This window comes from Mycobacterium sp. DBP42 (genome assembly GCF_005924235.1).
In the GTDB taxonomy this organism is placed as follows: domain Bacteria; phylum Actinomycetota; class Actinomycetes; order Mycobacteriales; family Mycobacteriaceae; genus Mycobacterium; species Mycobacterium syngnathidarum.
This window is the reverse complement of the sequence record NZ_VCMY01000005.1, coordinates 159,798-183,838: the sequence shown is the minus strand read 5'-3', so window position 1 is coordinate 183,838 and position 24,041 is coordinate 159,798. Positions and strand designations below refer to the sequence as shown.

Here is a 24,041-nt window from a genome sequence, read left to right as displayed (position 1 = left end):
GACCTGCGCACATTTGCCGCTGCGGCCGGTGTGCGGCCGCCCGTGGACTCAGATCGTCAAGCGCGCCAGCAGATCCCGCCCCTGTTCGGCACTCTGCGGATCGCACAACACGTCGTAGCGGCCGGCCACCAGCTGCATCGTGGAACTGAAATCTCTTGTGCCGCGAGCCATCGCATACGGAATGGCCGAGGTGATCAAGCCGAAGAAGACACCCGCGATCAGGCCGGTGAGCAGCGCACTCCACGGGTTGGGGCTGAAGAAGCCCAGGATGAGGCCGATGAACAGGCCGAGCCAGGCACCCGACAGCACACCGCCGCCGAGAACCTTGGGCCAGCTCAGCCGCCCGGTGACGCGCTCGACCTGCATGAGATCCACGCCGACGATCGTCACCTGCTGCACCGGGAACTGCTGGTCGGACAGGTAGTCGACGGCCCGCTGGGCCTCCGCATACGTCGGGTAGGAGCCGATGGGCCAGCCTTTGGGCGGCGTCGGCAGCGCGCCGCGCGCGGCGGCCGCGGCACCCGGTGTCTGACCGGACTGAAATGGGCTCGTCATATCGAACTTCACTCTCCTCCGCACCGCCGGATCAGCGGCTGCTCTTCTTACAGCAACGCCCTCACACCGGATTTGGTGCCGACGTCACGCGGCCCGGGGCCTCGCGATCCGTACGCTAGGTTGATCAGCATGACAAACCCGGACGGCCACGCGGGCGAAACGCCGCCATCCGACCCCGGCTCCCAGCCTTCCGAACCGTTGTCCAGCGGCTACGAAGCACCTTCCATCGAGCATTCCCAGGATCGGCCGCACAGCGGCGGGGCGCAACCGTCATACGAGTTCGGACCGCAGGGCTATGAGGTCACTGCGCCGTATCCACCTGCGATCGACTATCCCGCAGACATCCCGCCCGACTATCCGCAGTCCTATCCTCCGCCGTATCCCCCGCCGGTGCCCGGGTATCCGCCGCCACCGCCTGGTTATGGTCCACCGGGTTATCCCGGATATCCCCCGGGCTACGGAATGCCGCCGTCGGCGACGACCAGCAACGTCGCCATCGGATCGCTGGCGGCGTCGATCCTTTCGCTGTTCCTGTTCGCCATGTGCGGCGTCGGACTGCTCGCGGCCCTCGTCGGAATCGGTCTCGGGATCACCGCGCTCAACCAGATCAGCCGGAGCGGACAGTCGGGGCGAGGCCTGGCGATCGCCGGCATCGCCATCGGCGGGGTCGGCGCGCTGTTCGGCGCAGCCTGGCTGCTGTTCTTCCTGGCCGCCCTGTCCGCCGCGTAGCCGCCGCACGAATTACGCTGCGGCACCGCGCGACGCGATCAGCGCGGCGGTCGGAACGGTTCGGCTAGTCGACTCATCCCCGCTGCCCGCCCTTTGCCGGCGATCACCAGCGCCATCTTGCGGCTGGCCTCGTCGATCATCTCGTCGCCCAGCATCACCGCTCCCCTGGCCCCACCCGCGTGCGAGGTGTGCCATTCGTAGGCGTCCAGGATCAGCTCGGCGTGGTCGTAGTCAGCCTGGCGGGGACTGAAGATCTCGTTACCCGCATCGATCTGGTCGGGGTGTAGAACCCACTTGCCGTCATAGCCCAGCGCGGCCGAACGGCCGGCGACCCGGCGGAACCCGTCCACATCGCGCACCTTCACGTACGGCCCGTCGATGGCGTTGATGCCGCGACTGCGCGCGGCGATCAAAATGCGCATCAGCACGTGGTGGTGGGCATCGCCGATGTCGTAGCCGTCGGGCTGCCCACCGACTTCGAGGGTGCGCATGTTGAGGCTGGCCGCCATGTCGCCCGGACCGAGTACCAGCGCCTGCACCCGCGGGGCCGCAGCGATCGCGTCGATATTGGTGAGCCCCTGCGCGTTCTCGATCTGCGCCTCGATGCCGATGCCGCCCGGCGTCAACCCGTGGGTGGCCTCCAGCTGAGTGAGCAACAGGTCGAGCGCCTGCACGTGGGCCGCCTCGGTGACCTTGGGCAGCACGATCAGGTCGAGCATCGCCCCCGCTGAAGCCACAGTGGACACCACCTCGATCACGTCGGCGTAGGTCCACGGTGTGGTCCAGTCGTTGACCCGAACCCCGCGCAGCTGGCCGGCCCAACCGTCGTCGACGAGCGCCGCCGCCACCTGGACGCGGGCCGACTCCTTGGCGTCGGGAGCGACCGCATCCTCCAGGTCGAGGAACACTTCGTCAGCGGGCAGGCTCTTGGCCTTCTCGATCATCTTCAGGCTGCTTCCCGGAACCGAGAGGCACGTTCTACGGGGTCGATACGTGTTCTCCACGACCACAGTCTCTACCCTTTGTTTCATGGCGGCGGTGAACAGGGTCTACGCGGCCCGGCTCGCGGGGATGGTCGTGTTGGGCCCCGACGGGGAGTCCATCGGCCGGGTCCGTGACGTGGTGATCAGCATCAGCATCGTCCGTCAGCAACCGCGCGTTCTCGGCCTGGTGGTCGAATTGCTCACTCGGCGAAGGATTTTCGTTCCCATCCTGCGAGTGACGGCGATCGAGCCGGGTTCGGTGACACTGGCCACCGGCAGTGTGTCGTTGCGCCGTTTCGCGCAACGACCCGGAGAGGTACTGGTGCTGGGCCAGGTGTTGGAGACCCGGGTACGGGTCGACGACCCCGATCTTGAGCAGCTGGCCGGAATCGACGTCGTGGTAGTCGATCTGGGTATCGAGCAGACCCGGACCCGCGACTGGGTGGTGACGCGGGTGGCCGTGCGCCCGCAGCGACGTCTGGGGCGGCGCACCAACATCCACGTCGTGGAGTGGCAGAACGTGCACGGGCTGACCCCGTCGGGACTGGCAATGCCCGACCAGGGGGTGGCCTCGCTGCTCGAGCAGTTCGAGGGGCAACGCCCGGTCGAGGTGGCCGAGGCGCTGCGCGAGCTGCCGGTCAAACGGCGCTACGAGTTGTACCGCGCCTTCGACGACGAGCGCCTGGCCGACGTGCTACAGGAACTTCCCGAGGACGAGCAGACCGCAGTGCTGCGCCAGCTCAACACCGAGCGTGCCGCCGACGTGCTGGAAGCGATGGACCCCGACGACGCCGCCGACGTTCTGGGCTCCATGACCCCGGCCGACGCCGAAACACTCCTGCGCAAGATGGACCCCGAGGACTCCGAGGGCGTGCGCCGGCTGCTGGCCCACTCGCCCGACACCGCGGGCGGCCTGATGACCAGCGAACCGGTGGTCCTGGCCCCCGACACCACCGTCGCCGAAGCGCTGGCACAGGTGCGCGATCCGGATCTGACCCCGGCACTGGCCTCGATGGTCTTCGTCACGCGGCCACCCAGCGCCACCCCTACCGGGCAGTACCTGGGCTGCGTCCACCTGCAACGGTTGCTACGAGAACCGCCGGCGGCCCTGGTCAGCGGTATCGCCGATACGGATTTGCCCAGCCTGAGCCCGGCCGATTCACTGGCCGCGGTGACCCGCTACTTCGCCGCGTACAACCTGGTGTGCGGCCCCGTCGTCGATGAGGAGAACCACCTCTTGGGGGCGGTGTCGGTCGACGACGTGCTCGACCACATGCTGCCCGACGACTGGCGTGAACGTGACGAGCCTGAGCTCCCGGTGGCGGGCTCATGAGCGAAACCTCGGCGCGTCAGCGGCTGGACACCCCGCGCGCGACCCGCGGCTTCGGGCTGCACGTCGACATCGAGGCGGTGGGCGCGTTCAGCGAGTCGATCGCGCGTTTCCTCGGCACCGGGCGCTACCTGGCCATTCAGACCATCGTGGTGCTGGTCTGGATCGCCCTCAACATCGGCGTCTTCACCTTCCAATGGGACCCGTACCCGTTCATCCTGCTCAACCTGGCGTTCTCGACTCAGGCCGCGTATGCCGCCCCGCTCATCCTGCTGGCCCAGAACCGGCAGGAGAACCGGGACCGGGTCTCCCTCGAGGAAGACCGGCGCCGGGCCGAACAGACCAAGGCCGACACCGAATACCTGGCCAGGGAACTGGCGTCGCTGCGGTTGGCGGTCGGCGAGGTTGCCACCCGCGACTACCTGCGCCGCGAGTTGGAGGAACTGCGTGACCTGATCACCGAACTGGTCCCGCAAACCGACACCGACGGGAGCAATCCGAGCAAAGCCGACGGCGGCGAGCGCAAGTCCAAGCGCGGTGGTTGATATCACTGTCGACCATTGTCGTAACAACGGAAACCTCGACTATGTATGGTGACTTGGTTCACAACATGGCCAAAGCTGACTTAAGGACGGGTAAGTGCGCGTAGGGGGAGGAGCGGTTATCGCAACCGCTCGGCGCCATGTGAGCCGGCTCGTGCGCTCGCCCGCGCTCGGCGTCGCCGTCCTGGCCCCCATCGTGTTGGTCGCAGGCGCCGGTTCGGCCGCCCCTGGCGCCGGGGTCTCCGGCACCGCGGTCACCCCGCTGGCCGCCGTCGCCCCCCAGACCGACCGGTCTGGCCCCGCCGTGGTCGCCGCGGCCAGACCTCCGACGAGCTTCCGCATCAAGCCGATGACCACGCTCTCCGCTCCCCCACCGGCATTCGTGGTCAATACCCCTGGCGCCCTTGGCATTCCAGGAACATCGCTGAAGGCCTACCGCAACGCCGAACGGATGATGGCCGCGGCCTACCCCAGTTGCGGGGTCAGCTGGAACCTGCTGGCCGGCATCGGCCGGATCGAGTCGGGGCACGCCAACGGCGGCGCCACCGATGCCAGCGGCACCGCGGTCCGTCCGATCTACGGCCCCGCACTCGACGGCACCTTGCCTGGCAACGAGATCATCGTCCAGAGCGTTCAGGCGGGGCGGGTCTCATATGTGCGGGCCATGGGGCCGATGCAATTCCTGCCCGGCACCTGGGCCCGGTATGCCTCCGACGGCGACGGTGACGGCCAAGCCGATGTGCAGAACGTGTTCGACTCGGCGCTGGCCGCGGCTCGCTACCTGTGCAGCGGGGGGCTCAACCTGCGCGACCAAGCCCAGGTCATGACGGCGATCCTCCGATACAACAACTCGGTGGCCTACGCCCGCAACGTGTTGGGCTGGGCCGCGGCCTATGCCACGGGCGTGGTGCCCGTCGACCTGCCCGAAATCACCGGGTCCATTCCTCCGATCGGCGATTCCCACCTGGACAACCCGGAGGGCCTCGGCCCGGGCCTACCCACCGACGCCACCGGCCTGCCCGCAGGCGATCCGCTGGCCCTGATTCCGCTGCTGAACCGCAACGAGACCGGCACGCAGAACGTTCCGGGCTTCGCACCGGGGCAGGTGCTCGGTCCGCTGCCGGGTCCGGCAGAGGCCATCCCGTCCCAGACCCCGGCCGCGCCGCCGCCCTGGGTGCCGCCGTGGGAGCAACCGCGTCAGCCCACGTGCGTGGTGTTCTGCTTGGGTGAGCAGGCCCCGCCGCCGCCCGGCCCCGGTCCGGCGCAATTCCCGCCGCCAGGGCCCGTGCCCGGACCGGCACCGCAGGCACCGCCGCTGGGGCCGGCACCGGCCCAGATCTCTCCCGTGGCCCCCGCACCTGCGCCGGCCGGCCCGCCGATCGAGGCCGCGCCGCCGATTCCGGCATTGGGACCGGGTGCCGGCCCCGCCCCTGGACCGGCACCGGGGCCCGCCTGACGCTGGCCTGGATCCGGCGTCGTGTGCCACCGCCGTAGACTCAGCAGTGATGTCCGAATCTGCCACTGAGCTGCAATCCGCGGTTCGCGCTGCGCTGGCCAAGGTGATCGACCCCGAATTGCGGAAGCCGATCACCGAACTCGGCATGGTCAAGAACATCTCGATCGAGGCCGACCACGGCGTGCATGTCGAGATCTACCTGACCACCGCGGCCTGCCCGAAGAAGAACGAGATCGCCGACCTGGTGAAGGCCGCCGTCACCGACGTTCCCGGCACCGGCGCCGTCAAGGTGAGCCTCGACGTGATGAACGACGAGCAGCGTGCCGAATTGCGCAAGATGCTGCGCGGCGATTCCCGCGAGCCGGTGATCCCGTTCGCCCAGCCCAACTCGTTGACCCGGGTGTACGCGGTGGCCTCGGGCAAGGGCGGGGTCGGCAAGTCGAGCGTGACGGTCAACCTGGCTGCCGCGATGGCCGCCCGCGGGCTGTCCGTCGGTCTGTTGGATGCCGACATCTACGGCCATTCGGTGCCGCGCATGATGGGCACCGGCGACCGACCCACACAGGTCGACTCGATGATCCTGCCGCCCGTCGCCCACGACGTGAAGGTCATCTCGATCGCGATGTTCACCCAGGGCAACACGCCCGTGGTGTGGCGCGGGCCCATGCTGCACCGGGCCCTGCAGCAGTTCCTGGCCGATGTGTACTGGGGCGATCTCGACGTCCTGCTGCTCGACCTGCCGCCCGGGACCGGCGACGTGGCGATCTCGGTGGCCCAGCTGATCCCCGGTGCGGAGATCCTTGTCGTGACCACACCCCAGCTGGCCGCGGCCGAGGTGGCCGAGCGCGCCGGTGCGATCGCCCTGCAGACCCGTCAGCGCATCGCGGGCGTGGTGGAGAACATGTCGGGCCTGCTGATGCCCGATGGCACCGTCATGCAGCTGTTCGGTGAGGGCGGCGGCCACCAGGTGGCGGAATCGCTGACTCGCTCGGTGGGCGCCGAGGTGCCGTTGCTGGGCCAGGTCCCGCTGGACCCGGCGCTGGTCACGGCCGGCGACTCCGGTGTTCCGCTGGTGCTGTCGGCCCCGGATTCACCCGCCGGCGCCGAGCTGCGCAAGATCGCCGAGGGATTGTCGGCGCGTAAGCGTGGGCTGGCCGGGATGTCGCTGGGGCTGGATACCGCCCGCCGTTAGGTCGCGTCGGGGTCGAATGTCGTTCCGGTGGGCTTCTCCGCCGGCTTGGCCACTGTGTCGCCGACGGCCTTGTCGCCCGGCACCGAGGGCTGCTGATTCTGGTGGTCGTCGAAGGCCCCGGTCAGGAATGAATCGTCGCCGTCGAGCAGGTGCTTGGTGATCGCGGCGCGCGGCGTCATGCCGCGCAGCTTCTGAAAGTCGGCCAGGGGCTGCCGGAGATCGTCGAAATCCGGCCCCAAGTCCTCACGCAACTGGGTGGTGGCGCCGCTGACGTAGTCGCGCGCCTGCCGCAGCGCCCCGGACGTCCAGCGGATGGCACCGGGCAGGCGTTCGGGCCCCAGGATCACCAGACCGGCGATCACCAGGACCAGCATCTCTCCCCACCCGATGTTCGCGAACATCGCTACTGCGCTTTTTGATCGTCGCTGATCGGCGTGACCATGAATGTCATGGGCCGACCGTCGCGGAGCACCTCGATCGGGGCTTCCTGCCCGATCTTGAGCTGACGCACCGCGACCACCATCTCATCGGCGTCGGCGACCTCGCGGTCCCCGACCTTGACCACTACGTCGTTCTCCAGGATCCCCGCCTTCTCCGCCGGGCCGCCTGCGTTGACGTTGCGGACCTGCGCACCCGAGGCGACGCTGTTGCTCACCGTGACGGCGCTCAACAACAGCGTCGGATGAGCAACCTTGCCGTCCTTGATCAGGTTCTCGACGACCTGCTTGACCTCGTTGACCGGAATCGCGAAGCCCAGCCCGCTGGCGCTGTCCGACAAGGACTTTCCGGCCGTGTTGATCCCGATCACCTCGGAGGACATGTTGATCAGCGGGCCGCCGGAGTTGCCGTGGTTGATCGAGGCATCGGTCTGGAGCCCGTCGATCACGGTGTCGGTGTCGGAGCCCTCACCCGAAAGCGGCACGGGGCGGTGCAGGGCACTGATGATGCCGCTGGTGACCGTGCTGCGCAGGCCCAGCGGGGCGCCGGCGGCGATGACTTCCTCACCGACGCGCACCTTCTCGGAATCACCCATGCGCGCCACGACGAGGTTGTCGACGTTGTCGACCTTCAGCACCGCCAGGTCGGTCTTGGGGTCACGACCGACGAGGTTGGCAGGGACTTCGCTGCCGTCGTTGAACACGACGGTGATCTTGTAGTCCGCGGGCTTGCTCGCGGCATCTGAGATCACGTGGTTGTTGGTGACGATGTAACCCTTGCCGTCGACGACCACACCCGAGCCCTGTGAGCCCTCGGTCTTGCTCTTGGCCTCGATCGTCACCACCGAGTCCTCGACCGCGGCGGCGACCTTGGCGAACCGCCCGGCGTCTGCGGGCGGGGCATCGCCGGTCTCCAGCGTCACCTTGGAGGTGGTGAAGGCCTGCACGGTGCCCGCCGTCTTCTGGCCGACCCAGCCGCCGACGAACGCGATCAACCCGGCGACGATCAACAGGATGAACAGCGACGGCCACGACACTCGGCCGCCGAACAGCACCTCGCGGGCACCCAGCTTGCCGATCGGAGCGGCCGCCACCACCGGCGCGGCCGGCGCCTGCGCCGGCATACCCAGCGCGGGAATGGCACCCGGGTCGCGCCAGGGATCGTCGAAATCTTCGTCCCCGACGGCCTTCTCGGCCTCCATCGCGCCGATGTCGGTGGGATGGCGCTGCAGCGAGTCGGCGGCGCCACCGGGCCGGCCGAACGCCTCGGCCAGCACGGGATCGGGCGGTTGGTCCTTGGGCGCGTACTCACCCTGGTCCTGGTACTTCTCGGCACCCAGGAACGAGCCTTCGACGCCGTCGGGACGCCCGAAAGTGCGCTCCGACAACTGATCGACGGGTGGGCGCTCCACGGGGCGCGGTTCCAGACGACCGCTCTCGTCGGACTGGTCCTGGTTGGTCACCGGTGTATCACTCTCTATCGGAGCGCCCGCCCCAGCCGGATAGGCCGGCGCCGGTCACTGATCGCCTTGTGTGCAGCCTACCGACGCTTACGCCGGCTCCGCGTCGGGTCATCAGCGAACCGGGGCTGCTCATCGACGTCGGCCGAAGGCTGGGGGCTGTGGTGCGGTATCTGCGACAACAGCCCCAGCAGGGAATTCGGGATGGCTATCGGACAGGAGTCCCGCAATGCGGCCCGGGCCTGGCCCTGGGCATCGACCTCGGCAGCGCAATCCGGGCACAGGGACAAATGGTGGGCGGCCCGCAGATGGGCGCTCATTCGCAGCTCACCATCGACGAATGCCGCGATCGCCTCGATCGACAGATGCTCGGTGGATCCGAACTGGCGCGGCGCGCCGACCGGGGCATCGCTCTGCGAGGCGAACTGCGCAGGCAACCAGGAGAATGCCCGACGGAACACATGTCCCGGGTCGACCATCGCCCAGCTCCTCTCACCACGCCCAAATGTCCTGACCCGAATGTAGCGCGACCGGGCGCGCTGAACACCAACCACCGCTAGGCGGATTTGGCGGTTTCCGGCGAGTTCTTCGCCAGATAGTCGCGCAGCGCCTGCCGACCGCGGTGGATGCGGCTGCGCACGGTGCCGAGCTTCACGCCCAGTGTGGCGCCGATTTCCTCATAGGACAGACCCTCGATGTCGCACAGGACCACCGCAGCGCGGAACTCCGGGGCAAGTGAATCCAGAGCCGCCTGAAGATCGGCCCCCAACCGGGAGTCGTGGTAGATCTGCTCGGGGTTCGGATCCTCGGCGGGCACCCGGTCGTAGTCCTCGGGCAGCGCTTCCATGCGGATGCGGCCGCGTCGGCGGACCATGTCCAGGAACAGGTTGGTGGTGATGCGGTGCAACCACCCCTCGAAGGTTCCGGGCTGGTAGTTCTGCACCGAGCGGAACACCCGGATGAAGGTCTCCTGGGTCAGGTCCTCGGCATCGTGCTGGTTACCCGATAGCCGGTAAGCCAGCCGGTAGACCCGGTCGGCATGTTGGCGCACCAGCTCGTCCCACGACGGCATGGCGGCCTGGTCGCCGGTGGCGTCGAAAACTGCCGTACCGGTCAACTCGTCGGAAGGCTCCACCCATTCGCCGGTGGTGAACTGCTCCAAATGAGCCATGGTCACCGGGGCGGCCTGGGTGGCAGGGTTCGAGGTAACAGTGTTCGTGCTCGTCGGATCCTCCTGATCACAAATTTCACTCAGCTCAACACGACTGATGACTTCGTTATTCCGATGACTGTCCTGGTTGTGCTGGGCAGTGCGCCAGCGGGCGCCGTGTTCCATGCCGATACCGTTCCCGATCCCGGTGTGGCAGGCATATGAGCAATCTGAACTTTCCCTGAGAAAGCCGACGATACGTCGGGTTACCTGCACGGACCAGCGAATTTCGAGCCCGTGATAACCGCCACCCACGGGCGTGTCGCCTCGGCGCCCCGGGGGTCTGGCTTACGCTGCGGGCATGGTCAGCTCCAACGCAGATCGCGCCGAGGCGATCGTCACCCACGCCGAACGGTCGATCTCCGAAGACGAGATCGTCGCGGCTGCGCGCGAGCGGGCCGACGAACTCGGCGCGGGTGCGGTCACGCCGGCGGTGGGGGCGTTGCTGAGTGTGCTCGCGCGGCTCACCGGGGGGCGCGCGGTGGTCGAAGTCGGCACCGGCGCCGGCGTCAGCGGGTTGTGGCTGTTGTCCGGCATGAGCGACGACGGCGTACTGACCACGATCGACGTCGAACCCGAGCACCAGCGCATCGCCAAGCAGGGGTTCAACGAGGCCGGAGTCGGCCCCGGACGCACGCGGCTGATCAGTGGACGCGCCCAGGAGGTGCTGACCCGTCTGGCCGACGAGTCGTACGACCTGGTGTTCATCGATGCCGAGCCGATGGACCAGCCGCAGTTCGTGACCGAGGGCGTGCGGCTGCTGCGTTCCGGTGGCGCCATCGTGTTGCACCGTGCCGCGCTGGGCGGCCGGGCCGGCGACGCCGGGGCCAACGATGCCGAGGTCAGCGCCGTGCGCGAGGCGGCCCGGCTCATCGCCGAGGACGAACGGCTCACCCCGGTGCTGATCCCGTTGGGCGACGGCTTGCTGGCCGCCGCCCGCGACTGACTCTCTCAACCCTTCCTCCGGCCTCACCCCTCGGCTGTAGGGGTGGGGCCGAACTTGTTCTTTACGGATTCCTGACGGGCCAACCCCTTGACCGCTGACTGAACGCATGTTTAGCGTACTAAACATGCGTTCAGTCGATGATCGAACAGCAATCGCCCGGATCCGCGACGCCGCGATCGAGCAGTACGGGCAACACGGCTTCAGCGTGGGATTGCGCAGCATCGCCGAGGCCGCGGGCGTCAGCGCCGCCTTGGTGATCCACCATTTCGGCTCCAAGGAAGGCCTGCGCAAGGCGTGCGACGCCTACGTGGCCGAGGTGGTGCGCGAAGCCAAGACCGAGTCCATTCAGAGCGCTGACCCCTCGACCTGGATGGCGCAAATGGCCGAGATCGAGTCCTACGCGCCACTGATGGCCTATCTGGTACGCAGCATGCAGTCCGGCAGCGAACTGGCCAAGGCGTTCTGGCGCACCATGGTCGACAACGCCGAGGAGTACCTGCAGGAGGGTGTCCGTACCGGCGTGCTCAAACCCAGCCGCGACCCGCGGGGCCGGGCGAAGTTCATGGCGATGTGCAGTGGCGGCGGATTTCTGCTGTACCTGCAGATGCACGACGACCCAACAGATCTGCGCCGGGTGTTGCGGGATTACGGCGAAGAAATGATGCTGCCCGCCCTGGAGCTCTACACCGAGGGGCTCATGACCGACTCGACCATGTACGACACGTTCCTGCATCAACGCGAACAAGGCATCCCGTTCAGCACAGCCACCGAGAGCAAGGAGCCAGCGTGAACAAGTCCGTCGAAATCCGCGGATTGACAAAGTCTTTCGGGCACACCAAAGCCCTGGACGGACTGAACCTCACCGTATCCCCCGGCCACGTCACCGGGTTCCTCGGACCCAACGGCGCGGGCAAGTCCACCACGATCCGAGTGCTGTTGGGACTGCTGCGGGCCGACGGGGGAAGCGTGCGACTGCTCGGCGGCGACCCTTGGCGCGACGCGGTCGCGCTGCACCGGCGGATCGCCTACGTCCCCGGCGATGTCACATTGTGGCCCAACCTGACCGGCATGCAGGCCATCGACTTTTTGTGCCGGCTGCGCGGGAACGGCGTCGACACTCGGCGCCGAGACGCCCTCATCGAACGATTCGAGCTGGACCCGCTCAAGTTGACCCGCACCTATTCCAAGGGCAATCGGCAGAAGGTCGCCATCGTCGCGGCGTTCAGCTGCCACGCCGAGCTCTATATTCTCGACGAGCCGACATCAGGACTGGACCCGTTGATGGAGAAGGCATTTCAACAATGTGTCGGTGAGGTCGCCGGCCAAGGCGCCGCGGTCCTGCTGTCCAGCCACATCCTCGCCGAAGTGGAAAAGCTCTGCGACAACGTGACGATCATCCGCTCCGGACGCACGGTGCGTTCCGGAACACTGGCCGAGCTGCGCCACCTGATGCGCACCAAGGTCGTCGCACGCACCCGCTCCGACGGCCGCGCGCTGCAGAACACCCCCTATGTTCACGACTTCGCCAGCCGTGAGGGTGCAGTGAGCTTCTCGGTGGACCGCAACGACATCGAGTTCGCCCTGGAGCACCTCACCGATCTCGGCATCGAAGATCTCACCGTCACACCGGCATCCCTGGAGGACATGTTCCTCCGTGAGTACCAGGGGGCGACTCGATGACAGTCGCCACCGCCCCGGCGCGCCCCGCGGGACCGGCGCGCACGGCGACGTCACCATTCACCGGTACCGGAATCCTGTTGCGCCTGGCGCTGCGTCGTGACCGGGTACGGCTCGGCGTGTGGCTCGCGGTACTCACCTCGATGATGGTTTACGCGCCCAACGCGATTCGGTTGGCATACCCCGGTGAAGAGCAGCGACTGGCCAGGGTCAACCTGCTCAAGACTCCGGCCGGGATGATGCTCGGCGGGCCCATGTTCGGCGGCAACGAGACCGACCTCGGCGTGATGATGGCCAACGAACTGATGCTCACGCTGACCATCGCGACCTCGATCCTGGCGGTTCTCACCGTGATTCGTCACACCCGCGCCGAAGAGGAGAACGGCATCGCCGAACTGGTGCTCTCCTCGGTGGTGGGACGCTACGCACGGACCGCCGCTGCCCTGATCCTGGTCGGTGGGCTCAACGCCGTTCTCGCACTCACCATGACCCTGGCCATGGCCGCCACCGGCTTCGCGGTACTCGACACCGCCGCCATGTGTCTGGGCATCACGGGAGTGGCCATGGTGTTCGGCGCCGTCGCCGCGGTGACCGCGCAGCTCTGGCGACAGGCTCGCACGGCGTCGGGCGCGGCGCTTGCGGTACTTGCGCTGGCCGCGCTGGTGCGCGGGGCAGGCGATGTCATCGACAACTCGGGCAGCGCCCTGAGCTGGTTCTCCCCCATCGCCTGGGCACAACAGATGCGACCGTTCGCCGGCCTGCGTTGGTGGCCGTTCAGCCTGCTGGTAATCCTGGCCGTCGCGCTGATGGCGGTCGCCGCGGTGCTGGAGCGGCGTCGCCAATACGACGCGGGCACCATCGCGTCGGCGGGTGAAAAGCCTGATGCCGCTGCGATCACCGGCCCGCTGCGGCTGCACCTGACGTTGCAACGCGGCCAGACCATCGGCTGGGCCACGGGCCTGTTCGTGGCCGGCCTGGTCTTCGGTTCGATGACGAAAGCGCTGCTGGACGCGGCCGAGACCAACGAATTGATCGCCCGGGTGCTGTCCGCGACCGGCAACGACGGCATCTACACCACCATGACTCAATTCCTGGCCGCGGCGGCCTGCGGGTACGTTGCCTCGGCTGTGCTGCGGGTGTACGCCGACGAGCAGAACGGACTGGGAGAGCCGGTGCTGGCCGGTTCGGTGTCGCGCCGGCGGTGGCTGTTGGGGGCGGTGTGCTGCGCCCTGGCCGGGGCAGCGGTCCTGATGTTGTGCGCCGGGCTGGGCAACGGCCTGGGTGCCGGGCTGACACTGGGCGAGCCGGCGACCGTCATCCGCCTCACCGTGTCCGCACTGGCGTATCTGCCGGCACTGGCCGTAGTGGCCGCGATCGCGGCCTTGGCGGTGGCTCTGCGCGCACCCTGGATCGCCTGGCTGACAGTCACTTTCGTGATTACCGCGTTGTACCTCGGGGCGCTGCTGCGCCTGCCACGCTGGCTGATCGAGTTGTCGCCCGTGGGCCAGACCACTGTGCCCAGTAACTTCCCGGCTGCGGCGCTGATTGTGATGCTCGTCGTCGCAACGGTTTTGGCGGCCATCGCCGGCTGGATCTATCGCAACCGCGACGCGGTGTGAAACCCAGATAGGAGGTAGCTGATGAAACTCGCACTTCAGACCATCGCATCCGGTGTATTCGGCCTGGCACTCTTCGTCGTGGCACTGTTCTGGCCGGCCGGCACATTCGGCTACTGGCAGGCCTGGGTTTTCATCGTCGTATTCATGCTCACCACTTTGGTGCCCAGCATCTATCTGGCGGTCCGGGACCCCGCCGCCCTGCGACGACGGCTGCACGGTGGGCCCACCGCGGAAACCCGCATCGTGCAGAAGATCATCATCTGGGCAGTCACGGGCTCGGCCTTCGCGGTGTTCGTGCTCAGCGCCCTCGACCACCGGTTCGGCTGGTCGAGCGTGCCGATCGCGGTCGTCGTCCTGGGCAACGTCGTGGTGGCGGTCGGCCTTGTCCTCGCGCAGGCGGTCGTCTTCCAGAACAGCTTCGCCGGCGCCAGCATTCGAGTGGAGGACGAGCAACCCCTGGTATCGACCGGCCTCTATGGCCTGGTCCGTCACCCGATGTACTTCGGTGCGGTGTTGATGATGTTCGGCACGCCGCTGGCGCTTGGTTCGTACTGGGCGCTGCTCGTTTCGATCGTCTCGATCCCGATTTTCGGCGCACGGATCGTCGACGAGGAGAAGATGTTGCGCGCCGAACTCGGCGGCTATGACGAGTACAGCCAGAAGGTCCGCTACCGCCTGCTGCCCTACGTCTGGTGATGGGAGCCCCATGTTGATCGGTCTGCAGGCGGCGGTCTCCGCCGTTGTCGGATTCGCTGTGTTCGCGGTCCTCGTGTTCGCGCCCGCCGGTACGTTCGGCTGGGGTCGTACTGGGCGCTGGTACTCGTCATTCCGGGGGTAGCCCTGCTGGCTGTGCGCATCGTCGACGAGGAGAAGTTGTTGCGCGCCGAACTCGACGGCTACGACCAGTACACCCGCGAGGTCCGTTACCGGCTGCTGCCCTACGTGTGGTGAGCCGAACGGCGCGGAGCGGATAACGGCGAACTGCCCGGCGCGAGGCCGAGTTCGCCGCATACTGCAGTAATGGAACTGTTGACCGGCTTTGGCCTGGCGACCGCGGCGGGGCTCAACGCCTACATCCCGTTGCTGGCGCTCGGCCTGCTGTCACGCTTCACGCATCTGGTGTCGTTACCGGCGGGCTGGTCCTGGCTGGAGAACGGCTGGGTGATCGCGATCGTCGCGGTGCTGCTGATCATCGAGGTGGTCGCCGACAAGATCCCCGCCCTCGACTCCGTCAACGACACCATCCAGACCTTCGTCCGCCCGACCGCGGGCGGCATCGTGTTCGGGTCGGGCACCGCGTCGCAGACCGCGGCCGTCACCGACCCGGGCGCTTTCGCCCAGTCCGGGCAATGGATCCCGGTGGTGATCGGCGCGGTCACCGCGCTGGTGGTGTCGTTGACCAAGTCCACGGTGCGGCCGGCGGCCAACGTCGCCACCGCCGGGGTCGCCGCACCCGTGCTGTCCACCGTCGAGGACGTCACCAGTGTCGGTCTGGTTTTCGTGGCGATCCTGCTGCCGATCCTGGTGCTCGTGGCGCTGGTCGTGTTGCTCTGGGGCGCGTTCCGGTTGTGGCGGTGGCGCAGGCGACGGACCGAGGCCAAGGTCGGCGTCAACGCACGCACCAGTGCGGCGCCCCGACCCGCCGCGGTGGATCCGTGGGAATGACCCCGCACTGACGCGCGGATGCGTCAGATCCAGACACCCTTGCCGACGGCGACCACACCGCCCGCACTGATCGCGAACCGCTCGCGGTCCTTGTCGAGGTCCACACCCACCATCTCGCCCGGGCCCACCACCACGTTCTTGTCCAGGATGGCGTGGCGCACCACCGCACCCCGCCCGATCCGCACCCCCGGCATCAGAACGCTGCCCTCCACGATGGCGCCGTCGTCGATGACGACGTTGGAGGACAACACCGAATTGCGCACCGAGGCAGCCGAAATGATGCTGCCGGCACCGACCACCGACTCCTGTGCCGATCCGCCGTTGACGAACTTGGCCGGTGCCAGGTTCTCCGACTCACCGCGGATCGGCCAGCGCTTGTTGTAGAGGTTGAACACCGGGTGCACCGACACCAGATCCATGTGCGCGTCGTAGAACGCGTCGAGTGTTCCGACGTCGCGCCAGTAGCCGTGATCGCGTTCGGTGGCCCCGGGCACCTCGTTGTTGTTGAAGTCGTAGACCGCGGCCATCCCGTCGGTCACCAGCCGGGGGATGATGTCGCCGCCCATGTCGTGGTCTGAGTGGTCATCATCGGCATCGGCGCGGATCGCGTCGATGAGCACCTTGGTGGTGAAGATGTAGTTGCCCATCGACACGAAAGTCTGTTCGGGATCATCGGGGGTGCCCGGTGGATCCGCGGGCTTCTCCACAAAATCTCGGATACGCCCGGAATCGTCGGCGTCGATGCAGCCGAACGCACTGGCCTCAGCGCGCGGTACCCGGATCCCGGCCACGGTGGCCCCGGCCCCGCTGTCGATGTGGAACCGCAGCATCTGTTCGGGGTCCATGCGGTACACGTGGTCGGCGCCGAAGATGATGATGTAATCCGGGTCTTCGTCGTAGATCAGATTGAGTGACTGGTAGATCGCATCGGCCGATCCGGTGTACCAGCGGGGCCCGAGCCGCTGCTGCGCAGGCACCGGGGTGATGTACTCACCGGCCAGGCCCGACAGCCGCCAGTTCTGGCTGATGTGCCGGTCCAACGAATGCGACTTGTATTGCGTCAGAACGCAGATCCGTAGATATCGGGCGTTCACCAGGTTGGACAGCACGAAATCGATCAGCCGGTAGGCACCGCCGAAGGGAACTGCCGGCTTGGCACGATCAGCCGTCAACGGATACAGCCGTTTGCCCTCTCCCCCGGCCAGAACGATGCCCAGCACATGTGGCAACTCCCTCATGGGTCAAACCTATCCGCCAACCAGCAACGCGGCCAGCCAATGGCAACAGATGTGTGCGGCGTGTAGCTGGACCCTCGCCGACCTACTACCGTCTCGGATATGCGGGTGGCCATGATGACTCGGGAATATCCACCCGAGGTGTACGGCGGTGCCGGGGTGCACGTGACCGAACTCGTCGCACAATTGCGTCAGCTGTGCGACGTCGACGTCCACTGCATGGGCGCCCCCCGGGACGGGGCCTTCGTGGCGCAGCCCGACCCCGCGCTGCGCGGCGCCAATGCGGCGCTGTCGACACTGTCCGCGGACCTCAACATGGTCAACTCCGCGTCGGAGGCCACGGTGGTGCACTCACATACCTGGTACGCCGGGATGGCCGGGCACCTGACCGGACTGCTCTACGGCATCCCCCATGTACTGACCGCCCACTCGCTCGAGCCGCTGCGCCCCTGGAAAGCCGAGCAGCTCGGTGGGGGCTACCGGGTGTCCTCATGGGTGGAACGCACCGCGATCGAGGCTGCCGACGCGGTGATCGCAGTGAGCTCCGGTATGCGTGACGACGTGCTGCATACGTATCCAGCGCTCGATCCCAACCGGGTCCACGTGGTGCGCAATGGGATCGACACCGACGTCTGGTATCCGGCAGCGCCCGCCGATCACGACTCGGTGCTGGCCGAACTCGGTGTCGACCTGACCCGGCCGATCGTGGCTTTCGTCGGACGCATCACCCGTCAGAAAGGTGTGGCCCACCTGGTGGCCGCGGCCCACCGGTTCAGCCCGGAGGTGCAGCTGGTGTTGTGTGCCGGCGCCCCCGACACCCCCGAGATCGCTGCCGAGGTGTCCTCGGCAGTGGCGGAACTGGCCCGGGCCCGCACCGGCGTGTTCTGGGTGCGCGAGATGCTGCCGATCAACAAGATCCGCGAAATACTTTCCGCTGCCACAGTTTTCGTCTGCCCCTCGGTGTACGAGCCGTTGGGCATCGTGAATCTGGAAGCGATGGCTTGTGCGACGCCGGTGGTCGCCTCCGATGTCGGCGGTATCCCAGAGGTCGTCGCCGACCGACAGACCGGGCTTCTGGTGCACTACGACGCCACCGACCCGCGCTTCTTCGAGATGCGTCTGGCCGACGCGGTCAACTCACTGGTGGCCGAGCCGGACACCGCCAGAAAGTACGGTGAGGCCGGACGCCAGCGGTGCATCGCCGAATTCTCCTGGGCGCACATCGCTGAGCAGACCCTGGAGATATACCGCAAGGTGTCCGCCTGAGCGGACACCTTGCGAGGTCGATCAGCTGGTGACGGCCTTGAGTTCGTCACCCAGCGCAGCGGCCTCGTCAGGAGTCAGTTCGACAACGAGGCGCCCACCGCCTTCCAGCGGTACTCGCATTACGATCCCTCGCCCCTCTTTGGTTGCTTCCAGTGGACCGTCACCAGTCCGGGGCTTCATCGCCGCCATCGAGTGCTCCCTCCAACTTCGCCGACCCGCGTCAGGGCCAGGTTGGGGCCGAAGCCGCCCACTCGTTGGCGGCACCCGGCGTTGAACTGCTACTGAACTCCCCCTATTCTTCCCTATCCGCCGCGATGGTTGTGCAAAGACCCTTCGGATACCGACTGATGTCACTTTCGGGCTGCCTCCGGCACCCAGCAGGCCGCGACGTGATCGTCGACCATCCCGGTGGCCTGCATCAACGCATATGCCGTGGTGGGGCCGACGAACTTGAAGCCGCGGCGCTTGAGTTCCTTGGCCATGGCGGTCGATTCCGGTGTCACCGCGGGGACTTGGTCCAGGTCAGCGGGCCGGGGACGGGCCGGCGGGGCGAATGACCACAGCAGCTCACTCAAGTCGACGTCGAGGTCGTTGACCGCCTTGGCATTGGCGATCGTCGCCAGGATCTTGGCCCGGTTGCGCACGATGCCGGAGTCGGCCATCAGCCGCTCGATGTCGTCGTCGGTGTACTTCGCGACCACACCGGCATCGAATCCGTCGAACGCAGCCCGGAAATTCTCCCGCTTGCGCAGGATGACCAGCCAGCTGAGACCGCTCTGGAAGGCCTCCAGGCTGATTCGCTCGAACAGAGCGGCCGAATCCCGTAGCGGACGGCCCCACTCGGTGTCGTGGTAGTCGCGGTACAGGGGATCGCCCGATTGGACGGCCCAGCCGCACCGGATGCGGCCATCGTCGGCGGTGCCGACAATCCGGTCGGTCACGGCTCCTCCGAGGTCCGGACCTCGCCCGCGGTGGCCGACATCTCCGCGTCATCGTCGCCCTCCGCGTCGAAGTCGTCGGGTACGCCGTAGGCCGCGCGGACGGCAGCCAGCTCCCCCCGCACTGCGTCCAGTTCGCGACCCAACCGATCCAGTACCCAGTCCACCTCGCTGGTCTTGTATCCGCGGATGACCTGGGCGAACTTGACGGCATCGACGTCGGCTCCGGTGACCCCCGAGGCCGGCAGGACCGTGGCGGTCGTCCCACGGGGCAACGGTGGCAGCGTCTCACCCCGGCCGAAGATCATGCTGCCCAGACCAAACAGCACCGTGGCCACCAGGACCAGCACCACCAGGTACAGCAGTATCAGTGTCACGCCCTCGATACTGCCTCACGCATGCGACATCTAGCGCGGGCGCAGGGTCACCATCGGCGGACGGTCGGCCAGGGACACCGACGACACCCGCGGGGTGAAATCGTCACCGTCGGCGTAGAACTGCGTCAGCCCCATGCCCGAATCAGCGATGCCGCACCGCGACAACAAGGTCGCGATGACCTGCCGACTCATCGAGGCCAACTCGGTCAAGGGGCGGTTGCGGTGGGCTCGCACCCCGAGGTTCACCTGGGCGATGGCGTCGAGACCCAGGCGGTCGTAGGTGTCGACCAGCAGACCGATCTCCACGCCGTAACCGGGCGCGAAGGGTACCGAGGTCAGCAGCTCGCGGGTGCCCGCGTATTCGCCGCCGAGCGGCTGCAGCACGCAGTTCAGCTCGGGGCGCAGCGAGGCCAGCAGCGGGCGCGCCACCAGCTCGGTGACCCGGCCACCCCCGTTGGCGTCCTCGCTGCCGCTGACCTTGAGCGGCCGCCGATAGAACCCCTTGACCAGGTGCACACCGTCGGCGGTGAGCAGTGGGCCCAGCAGCTTGGGGACGAACATCGGGTCGGGGTCGATCAGGTCGGAGTCGACGAAGGCGATGATGTCACCCGTCGTGGCGGCCAAGGACCGCCACAGCACCTCACCCTTGCCCGGCTGCGGTGCCAGTTCAGGCAGCGCGACCTCGCGGCTGATCACCCGGGCCCCGGCGGCGAGCGCACGGATCTCGGTGTCGTCGGTGGACCCCGAATCGAGCACGATCAGCTCATCGACCAGGCCGCCCAACAGCGGGGTGATGGTCTGGACGACGGAGGCGACCGTTTCCTCCTCGTTGAGGGCAGGCAGCACGACCGAGACTGTGCGGCCGGCCTTGGCCGCCTCCAACTCGGCGACGGTCCAACTCGGCCGGTTCCAGCTGTGGTCGGTCAACCAACGATGTCCGACGACTCCGTCGGTGACGTCCAGTTCAGGTATTGCAGTCACGCGAGCCCCCTCACTGTTCGTGCGGGTGCCCGCACTCCCTGGATCGACGCGACCATTTCCAGCACGCGCCGTGTGGGTCCGACCTCGTGTACCCGGAACATGGCCGCTCCATCCGCGGCGGCCAGTGCCGTCGCGGCCAGCGTGCCCTCCAGGCGCTCGGTCAGATCCACACCCAGAGTCTCCCCGACAAAATCCTTGTTGCTCAGCGCCATCAGGACTGGCCATCCGGTCTTAACAAGATCTTTTACGTGGCGCAACAAACTAAGACCGTGATGAGTGTTTTTACCGAAATCGTGGGTCGGGTCGATCAGGATTCGGTCCCGCGGGACACCCGTTGCTACCGCCCGCTCGGCGGCGGCGGTCACCTCGGCGATTACGTCGTCGACAACGCCGCGTTCGGTGATTCCGTAGGTCACCCGGAACGGCCGGGTGCGCGGCACTGCGCCGCCGGTGTGTGAGCACACCAGGCCGGCGCCGAACTCGGCGGCGACCTCCGGCAGACCGGGGTCCGCACCCGCCCAGGTGTCGTTGATCAGGTCGGCGCCGGCCGCGCAGGCCTGCTTGGCCACCGCCGCGCGCCAGGTGTCGACGCTGATCAGCTGATCGGGGTAGGTGGTGCGCAGCCATTCGATGAACGGCACCACGCGGGCGATCTCCTCGTCGGCGTCGACGGCGCTGCCCGGGCCGGCTTTGACCCCGCCCACGTCGATCACATCGGCGCCCTCGTCGATCACCCGTGCCGCCGCGGACTTCGCGGCGTCGTCGGTGAACGTCGCGCCGCGGTCATAGAACGAGTCCGGCGTCCGGTTGACGATCGCCATGATCAGCGCACGGTCAGCCGCGACCGGGCGTCCGCAGAACTGGCCATTGCGCGTCGTCAACACGCCTCCATAGTGCCTGGTGACTGATCCGCCGCCGTTTCTACCTCAGGGTGGCGATCCGACGCTGGCCACGACACTGGTGCAGAAAGCGGCACACCTGCCTACTTGGGCCGCTTACCTGCCGTCACCTCGTCGGGGTATTCCGGGTAGAACGGCACATAGCCCTCGTCCCGGCCGGCCAGCACATACAGCGGATCCTCGATGTCGGAGCCGTAGCCCTGCTTTCGCAGGTCGACCTTCTGGCTCTTGAACGTCGAGGTGTGGGCCAGTTCGCCGACGACGCGGATGAACAGCGGGACGGCGTAGCCCGGCAGGTGGCCGTAGAACGCGTCGGCCAATTCCTTGCCGTCGAACTCCTTGCCGTCCTTGAGCTGCACCGCGGCCATGCCGGCCCGCCCACCGGCACCGGGCACCTCGACGCCGAACACGGTGCACTCCTCGATCAGCGGATTGCTGGCCACGGCAGCCTCGACCTCGGTGGTCGCCACGTTCTCGCCCTTCCAGCGGAAGGTGTCGCCAAGGCGGTCGGCGAACGCCGCGTGGCCGAGCCCCTGGGACCGCATCAGGTCGCCGGTGTTGAACCAGACGTCGCCCTTCTTGAAGGCGTTGCGCACCAGCTTCTTCTCGCTGGCAGCCTTGTCGGTGTAGCCGTCGAACGGCTGCAGGGCGTTGACCTTGGACAACATCAGGCCTGGCTCGCCGCGCTTGACCTTGCGCAGCCGGCCGTCGGCGCCACGCGCGGGTTCGCCGCTGTCGGCGTCGTATTCGACGAAGGCGACCGGGCTCGGGCAGATGCCGGTGGACTTCGAGACGTTGAAGACGTTGACGAACGCGGTGTTGCCCTCACTGGCGGCATAGAACTCGCAGACGCGCGGGATGCCGAATCGCTGGGTGAACTCGTCCCAGATGGCCGGACGCAACCCGTTGCCGACGATCACGCGGACCTTGTGTGCGCGGTCCGTCGGCTTGGGCGGCTGGTTGAGCAGGTAGCCGCAGATCTCACCGATGTAGACGAACGCGGTCGCCTGATAGTCGATGACCTCGTCCCAGAACCGAGATGCCGAAAACGACTTGCCCAGGGCGAGAGCGGCACCCGAGTTCAGCGCCGATCCGACCGAGACGGTCAGGGCGTTGTTGTGATAGAGCGGCAAGCAGCAGTACAGGGTGTCATCGCTGTGCAGCCGCAGGCCCAAGCCGCCGAACCCGGCCAGCGCGCGCAGCCAGCGGTAGTGGGTCATGACGCTGGCCTTGGGCATGCCGGTGGTGCCCGAGGTGAAGATGTAGAAGGCCTTGTCCTTGGCCAGGACAGCCGATGTGCTGGCGGGATTGGTGGTCGGCGCGGTGGACGCCAGGCGGCGCAGCTCCTCGACCGTGACCAGGCCGTTGGCCTCAGCCCCGCACTCGGTGATGTGCTCGATCAGATCGGACTCGGCCACCACGGCGGCCGCGTTGAGCAGCCCGATGCTGTGAGCCAGCACCTTGCCGCGCTGGTGGTAGTTGAGCATGCCCGCGACGGCGCCGCATTTCACGATCGCCAGCATCAACAGCACCGCGTCGGGCGAGTTGCGCAGCATCACCCCGACCACGTCACCGTGCCCGACGCCCTTGGCGGCAAGCACGGCCGCGTAGCGGTTGACCGTCTCGTTGGCCTCGCGGTAAGTGACACGCTGGTCTTCGAACTTGAGGAAAACCCGGTCGGCGTATTGGGCTGCCCGCTCCTGGAACACCTTGCCGATCGACGTCTTGGCCGTCGGCCGGGCCATCATTCCGGTGAGCACGCCCCGTGCGATGACCGGCGCATCCATCAGCAGACCGGGTACCTGGCTGGCGAGGTCGAGTAGGCCGACGCTGCTTCTGGTGCCCGATTTCTGGTCGGTCATGCGGTCTCCCCCTGCATGTTGTTATGGGTCTCGAGATGGCTCTCGTGTGGGCAACACCATAACCGCGCTGGTGACCGCCGTTACCGCCGGTTCTACGTAAGCGCTGCGCACACGTCGAGCGCTGCGGCGACCTCGTCGACGACGATCAACCGATCCAGCGCCTGGCTGCTGACGTAGCCGGAGTCGGCCAGCCCACGCAGCCAGGTCAACAACCCGTCGTAGTGACCGAACGGATCGAGCAGCACCACGGGCTTATCGTGCATGCCCAGATAACCCGCGGTCCATGCCTCGAAGAACTCTTCCAATGTGCCGATGCCGCCCGGCAGGGCGATGAAGGCGTCGGAGCGGTCCTCCATCTCCTTCTTGCGTTCCCGCATGGTGTCGGTGACCACGAGTTCCGCCGCGTCCACGTCGGCGAGCTCACGGTGTACGAGGGCCTTGGGGATCACGCCGACCGTGCGGCCGTTGGACGAACGCGCGGCCCGCGCGACCGCGCCCATCGCCGAGACGTTGCCGCCGCCGGAGACCAACGTCCATCCGCGCTTGGCGATGGCCACCCCGACCTCACTGGCCAAAGCCAGCAGCTCGGGATGGGTGGGCCCCGAAGCGCAATAGACACATACCGCAAACTCGCGGTCAGTTTCACCGGACACGTACCCAAACTAAAGGGTGCTGGTGAACC

26 protein-coding genes are annotated in these 24,041 nt (G+C 67.3%); 12 read left to right on the top strand and 14 right to left on the bottom strand.

The features are described 5' to 3' along the window. Positions 1-48: 48 nt before the first annotated feature. On the bottom strand, positions 49-555 hold the full coding sequence (locus tag E0T84_RS08555) for a general stress protein (RefSeq protein ID WP_070186868.1): 507 nt from the start codon (positions 553-555) through the stop codon (positions 49-51). A gap of 129 nt (positions 556-684) precedes the next feature. Between E0T84_RS08555 and E0T84_RS08550 the strand changes: the two genes are divergently transcribed. Then, a complete protein-coding gene (locus E0T84_RS08550) occupies positions 685-1,284 on the top strand; it encodes a DUF4190 domain-containing protein (protein WP_070186838.1) in 600 nt (199 codons plus the stop codon). A gap of 38 nt (positions 1,285-1,322) precedes the next feature. Here the strand turns inward: E0T84_RS08550 and E0T84_RS08545 are convergent, their stop codons facing one another. Beyond that, a complete protein-coding gene (locus tag E0T84_RS08545) occupies positions 1,323-2,288 on the bottom strand; it encodes a CoA ester lyase (protein ID WP_138744212.1) in 966 nt (321 codons plus the stop codon). A 25-nt stretch (positions 2,289-2,313) separates the two neighbouring features. Between E0T84_RS08545 and E0T84_RS08540 the strand changes: the two genes are divergently transcribed. The 4 genes from E0T84_RS08540 to E0T84_RS08525 all read left to right on the top strand — a co-directional run bounded on the left by E0T84_RS08540 (position 2,314) and on the right by E0T84_RS08525 (position 6,787). Further along, entirely contained in the window at positions 2,314-3,600 is a 1,287-nt protein-coding gene (locus E0T84_RS08540) for a magnesium transporter MgtE N-terminal domain-containing protein (RefSeq protein WP_070186840.1), read from the top strand. Continuing rightward, positions 3,597-4,142, top strand: a complete 546-nt coding sequence (locus E0T84_RS08535; RefSeq protein ID WP_070186841.1) for a DUF1003 domain-containing protein — start codon at positions 3,597-3,599, stop codon at positions 4,140-4,142. The genes E0T84_RS08540 and E0T84_RS08535 overlap by 4 nt, the downstream gene beginning before the upstream one ends. Positions 4,143-4,293: 151 nt before the next feature. After that, positions 4,294-5,595, top strand: a complete 1,302-nt coding sequence (locus tag E0T84_RS08530; protein WP_308193032.1) for a lytic murein transglycosylase — start codon at positions 4,294-4,296, stop codon at positions 5,593-5,595. Positions 5,596-5,644: 49 nt separating this feature from the next. Beyond that, positions 5,645-6,787, top strand: coding sequence for an Mrp/NBP35 family ATP-binding protein (locus E0T84_RS08525; protein ID WP_070186870.1), 1,143 nt, complete (start codon positions 5,645-5,647; stop codon positions 6,785-6,787). Here E0T84_RS08525 and tatB read toward each other — a convergent pair. From tatB to sigE, 4 genes are all read right to left on the bottom strand, one after another. Continuing rightward, on the bottom strand, positions 6,784-7,188 hold the full coding sequence (tatB, locus tag E0T84_RS08520; RefSeq protein WP_138744211.1) for a Sec-independent protein translocase protein TatB: 405 nt from the start codon (positions 7,186-7,188) through the stop codon (positions 6,784-6,786). The two genes, E0T84_RS08525 and tatB, sit on opposite strands and share 4 nt — an antisense overlap. A 2-nt stretch (positions 7,189-7,190) precedes the next feature. Continuing rightward, entirely contained in the window at positions 7,191-8,687 is a 1,497-nt protein-coding gene (locus E0T84_RS08515) for a S1C family serine protease (RefSeq protein ID WP_070945525.1), read from the bottom strand. Positions 8,688-8,764: 77 nt separating this feature from the next. Further along, a complete protein-coding gene (gene rseA / locus E0T84_RS08510) occupies positions 8,765-9,163 on the bottom strand; it encodes an anti-sigma E factor RseA (protein ID WP_070186844.1) in 399 nt (132 codons plus the stop codon). A 77-nt stretch (positions 9,164-9,240) separates the two neighbouring features. Then, positions 9,241-10,020, bottom strand: coding sequence for an RNA polymerase sigma factor SigE (gene sigE / locus E0T84_RS08505; RefSeq protein WP_138744210.1), 780 nt, complete (start codon positions 10,018-10,020; stop codon positions 9,241-9,243). A gap of 175 nt (positions 10,021-10,195) precedes the next feature. Here sigE and E0T84_RS08500 point away from each other — a divergent pair, with 175 nt between their 5' ends. From E0T84_RS08500 to E0T84_RS08470, 6 genes are all read left to right on the top strand, one after another. Next, positions 10,196-10,840: an O-methyltransferase gene (locus E0T84_RS08500; RefSeq protein ID WP_070945526.1), complete on the top strand. Its 645-nt coding sequence runs from the start codon at positions 10,196-10,198 to the stop codon at positions 10,838-10,840. Positions 10,841-10,964: 124 nt separating this feature from the next. Then, entirely contained in the window at positions 10,965-11,630 is a 666-nt protein-coding gene (locus E0T84_RS08495; RefSeq protein WP_070945527.1) for a TetR/AcrR family transcriptional regulator, read from the top strand. Further along, entirely contained in the window at positions 11,627-12,520 is an 894-nt protein-coding gene (locus tag E0T84_RS08490; RefSeq protein ID WP_070945528.1) for an ABC transporter ATP-binding protein, read from the top strand. The genes E0T84_RS08495 and E0T84_RS08490 overlap by 4 nt, the downstream gene beginning before the upstream one ends. Then, the gene (locus E0T84_RS08485) at positions 12,517-14,136 is read left to right on the top strand and encodes an ABC transporter permease (protein ID WP_070945529.1); all 1,620 of its coding nucleotides are present in this window, start codon (positions 12,517-12,519) and stop codon (positions 14,134-14,136) included. Before E0T84_RS08490 ends, E0T84_RS08485 begins: the two co-directional genes overlap by 4 nt. A 21-nt stretch (positions 14,137-14,157) precedes the next feature. Further along, positions 14,158-14,832, top strand: coding sequence for an isoprenylcysteine carboxylmethyltransferase family protein (locus E0T84_RS08480; RefSeq protein ID WP_070186850.1), 675 nt, complete (start codon positions 14,158-14,160; stop codon positions 14,830-14,832). 324 nt (positions 14,833-15,156) lie between these two features. Then, positions 15,157-15,801, top strand: a complete 645-nt coding sequence (locus tag E0T84_RS08470; RefSeq protein ID WP_110765030.1) for a DUF4126 domain-containing protein — start codon at positions 15,157-15,159, stop codon at positions 15,799-15,801. Positions 15,802-15,824: 23 nt separating this feature from the next. Here the strand turns inward: E0T84_RS08470 and glgC are convergent, their stop codons facing one another. Continuing rightward, positions 15,825-17,039, bottom strand: a complete 1,215-nt coding sequence (gene glgC / locus E0T84_RS08465; protein WP_070945530.1) for a glucose-1-phosphate adenylyltransferase — start codon at positions 17,037-17,039, stop codon at positions 15,825-15,827. Positions 17,040-17,138: 99 nt separating this feature from the next. Here glgC and glgA point away from each other — a divergent pair, with 99 nt between their 5' ends. Beyond that, complete coding sequence (glgA, locus tag E0T84_RS08460) at positions 17,139-18,302, top strand: glycogen synthase (protein WP_110765031.1); 1,164 nt, start codon at positions 17,139-17,141, stop codon at positions 18,300-18,302. A gap of 21 nt (positions 18,303-18,323) precedes the next feature. Here glgA and E0T84_RS08455 read toward each other — a convergent pair whose 3' ends face one another. The 7 genes from E0T84_RS08455 to E0T84_RS08425 form a co-directional block, all read right to left on the bottom strand. Continuing rightward, the gene (locus E0T84_RS08455) at positions 18,324-18,491 is read right to left on the bottom strand and encodes a DUF3117 domain-containing protein (protein ID WP_003885506.1); all 168 of its coding nucleotides are present in this window, start codon (positions 18,489-18,491) and stop codon (positions 18,324-18,326) included. A gap of 161 nt (positions 18,492-18,652) precedes the next feature. Next, positions 18,653-19,243, bottom strand: a complete 591-nt coding sequence (locus E0T84_RS08450) for a DNA-3-methyladenine glycosylase I (protein ID WP_278185121.1) — start codon at positions 19,241-19,243, stop codon at positions 18,653-18,655. Then, a complete protein-coding gene (locus E0T84_RS08445; RefSeq protein ID WP_070186852.1) occupies positions 19,240-19,617 on the bottom strand; it encodes a DivIVA domain-containing protein in 378 nt (125 codons plus the stop codon). The genes E0T84_RS08450 and E0T84_RS08445 overlap by 4 nt, the downstream gene beginning before the upstream one ends. A gap of 30 nt (positions 19,618-19,647) precedes the next feature. Beyond that, positions 19,648-20,598 carry a glucosyl-3-phosphoglycerate synthase gene (locus E0T84_RS08440; protein ID WP_070186853.1) on the bottom strand — a complete coding sequence of 317 codons (951 nt, stop codon included), beginning with the start codon at positions 20,596-20,598 and terminating at the stop codon, positions 19,648-19,650. Then, on the bottom strand, positions 20,595-21,419 hold the full coding sequence (folP, locus tag E0T84_RS08435; protein ID WP_070186873.1) for a dihydropteroate synthase: 825 nt from the start codon (positions 21,417-21,419) through the stop codon (positions 20,595-20,597). The genes E0T84_RS08440 and folP overlap by 4 nt, the downstream gene beginning before the upstream one ends. A 161-nt stretch (positions 21,420-21,580) precedes the next feature. Further along, the gene (fadD6, locus tag E0T84_RS08430; RefSeq protein ID WP_070186854.1) at positions 21,581-23,359 is read right to left on the bottom strand and encodes a long-chain-acyl-CoA synthetase FadD6; all 1,779 of its coding nucleotides are present in this window, start codon (positions 23,357-23,359) and stop codon (positions 21,581-21,583) included. A gap of 92 nt (positions 23,360-23,451) precedes the next feature. Continuing rightward, the gene (locus E0T84_RS08425; protein ID WP_070186855.1) at positions 23,452-24,012 is read right to left on the bottom strand and encodes a TIGR00730 family Rossman fold protein; all 561 of its coding nucleotides are present in this window, start codon (positions 24,010-24,012) and stop codon (positions 23,452-23,454) included. Between the last annotated feature and the right edge of the window lie 29 nt (positions 24,013-24,041).

Coding starts and splice junctions, on each gene's coding strand:
- E0T84_RS08555 (WP_070186868.1), bottom strand. CDS start 555: ATGACGAGCCCATTTCAGTCCGGTCAGACACCGGGTGCCGCGGCCGCC.
- E0T84_RS08550 (WP_070186838.1), top strand. CDS start 685: ATGACAAACCCGGACGGCCACGCGGGCGAAACGCCGCCATCCGACCCC.
- E0T84_RS08540 (WP_070186840.1), top strand. CDS start 2,314: ATGGCGGCGGTGAACAGGGTCTACGCGGCCCGGCTCGCGGGGATGGTC.
- E0T84_RS08535 (WP_070186841.1), top strand. CDS start 3,597: ATGAGCGAAACCTCGGCGCGTCAGCGGCTGGACACCCCGCGCGCGACC.
- E0T84_RS08525 (WP_070186870.1), top strand. CDS start 5,645: ATGTCCGAATCTGCCACTGAGCTGCAATCCGCGGTTCGCGCTGCGCTG.
- tatB (WP_138744211.1), bottom strand. CDS start 7,188: ATGTTCGCGAACATCGGGTGGGGAGAGATGCTGGTCCTGGTGATCGCC.
- rseA (WP_070186844.1), bottom strand. CDS start 9,163: ATGGTCGACCCGGGACATGTGTTCCGTCGGGCATTCTCCTGGTTGCCT.
- sigE (WP_138744210.1), bottom strand. CDS start 10,020: ATGGAACACGGCGCCCGCTGGCGCACTGCCCAGCACAACCAGGACAGT.
- E0T84_RS08500 (WP_070945526.1), top strand. CDS start 10,196: ATGGTCAGCTCCAACGCAGATCGCGCCGAGGCGATCGTCACCCACGCC.
- E0T84_RS08495 (WP_070945527.1), top strand. CDS start 10,965: ATGCGTTCAGTCGATGATCGAACAGCAATCGCCCGGATCCGCGACGCC.
- E0T84_RS08485 (WP_070945529.1), top strand. CDS start 12,517: ATGACAGTCGCCACCGCCCCGGCGCGCCCCGCGGGACCGGCGCGCACG.
- E0T84_RS08480 (WP_070186850.1), top strand. CDS start 14,158: ATGAAACTCGCACTTCAGACCATCGCATCCGGTGTATTCGGCCTGGCA.
- E0T84_RS08470 (WP_110765030.1), top strand. CDS start 15,157: ATGGAACTGTTGACCGGCTTTGGCCTGGCGACCGCGGCGGGGCTCAAC.
- glgC (WP_070945530.1), bottom strand. CDS start 17,039: ATGAGGGAGTTGCCACATGTGCTGGGCATCGTTCTGGCCGGGGGAGAG.
- glgA (WP_110765031.1), top strand. CDS start 17,139: ATGCGGGTGGCCATGATGACTCGGGAATATCCACCCGAGGTGTACGGC.
- E0T84_RS08455 (WP_003885506.1), bottom strand. CDS start 18,491: ATGGCGGCGATGAAGCCCCGGACTGGTGACGGTCCACTGGAAGCAACC.
- folP (WP_070186873.1), bottom strand. CDS start 21,419: ATGGCGATCGTCAACCGGACGCCGGACTCGTTCTATGACCGCGGCGCG.
- fadD6 (WP_070186854.1), bottom strand. CDS start 23,359: ATGACCGACCAGAAATCGGGCACCAGAAGCAGCGTCGGCCTACTCGAC.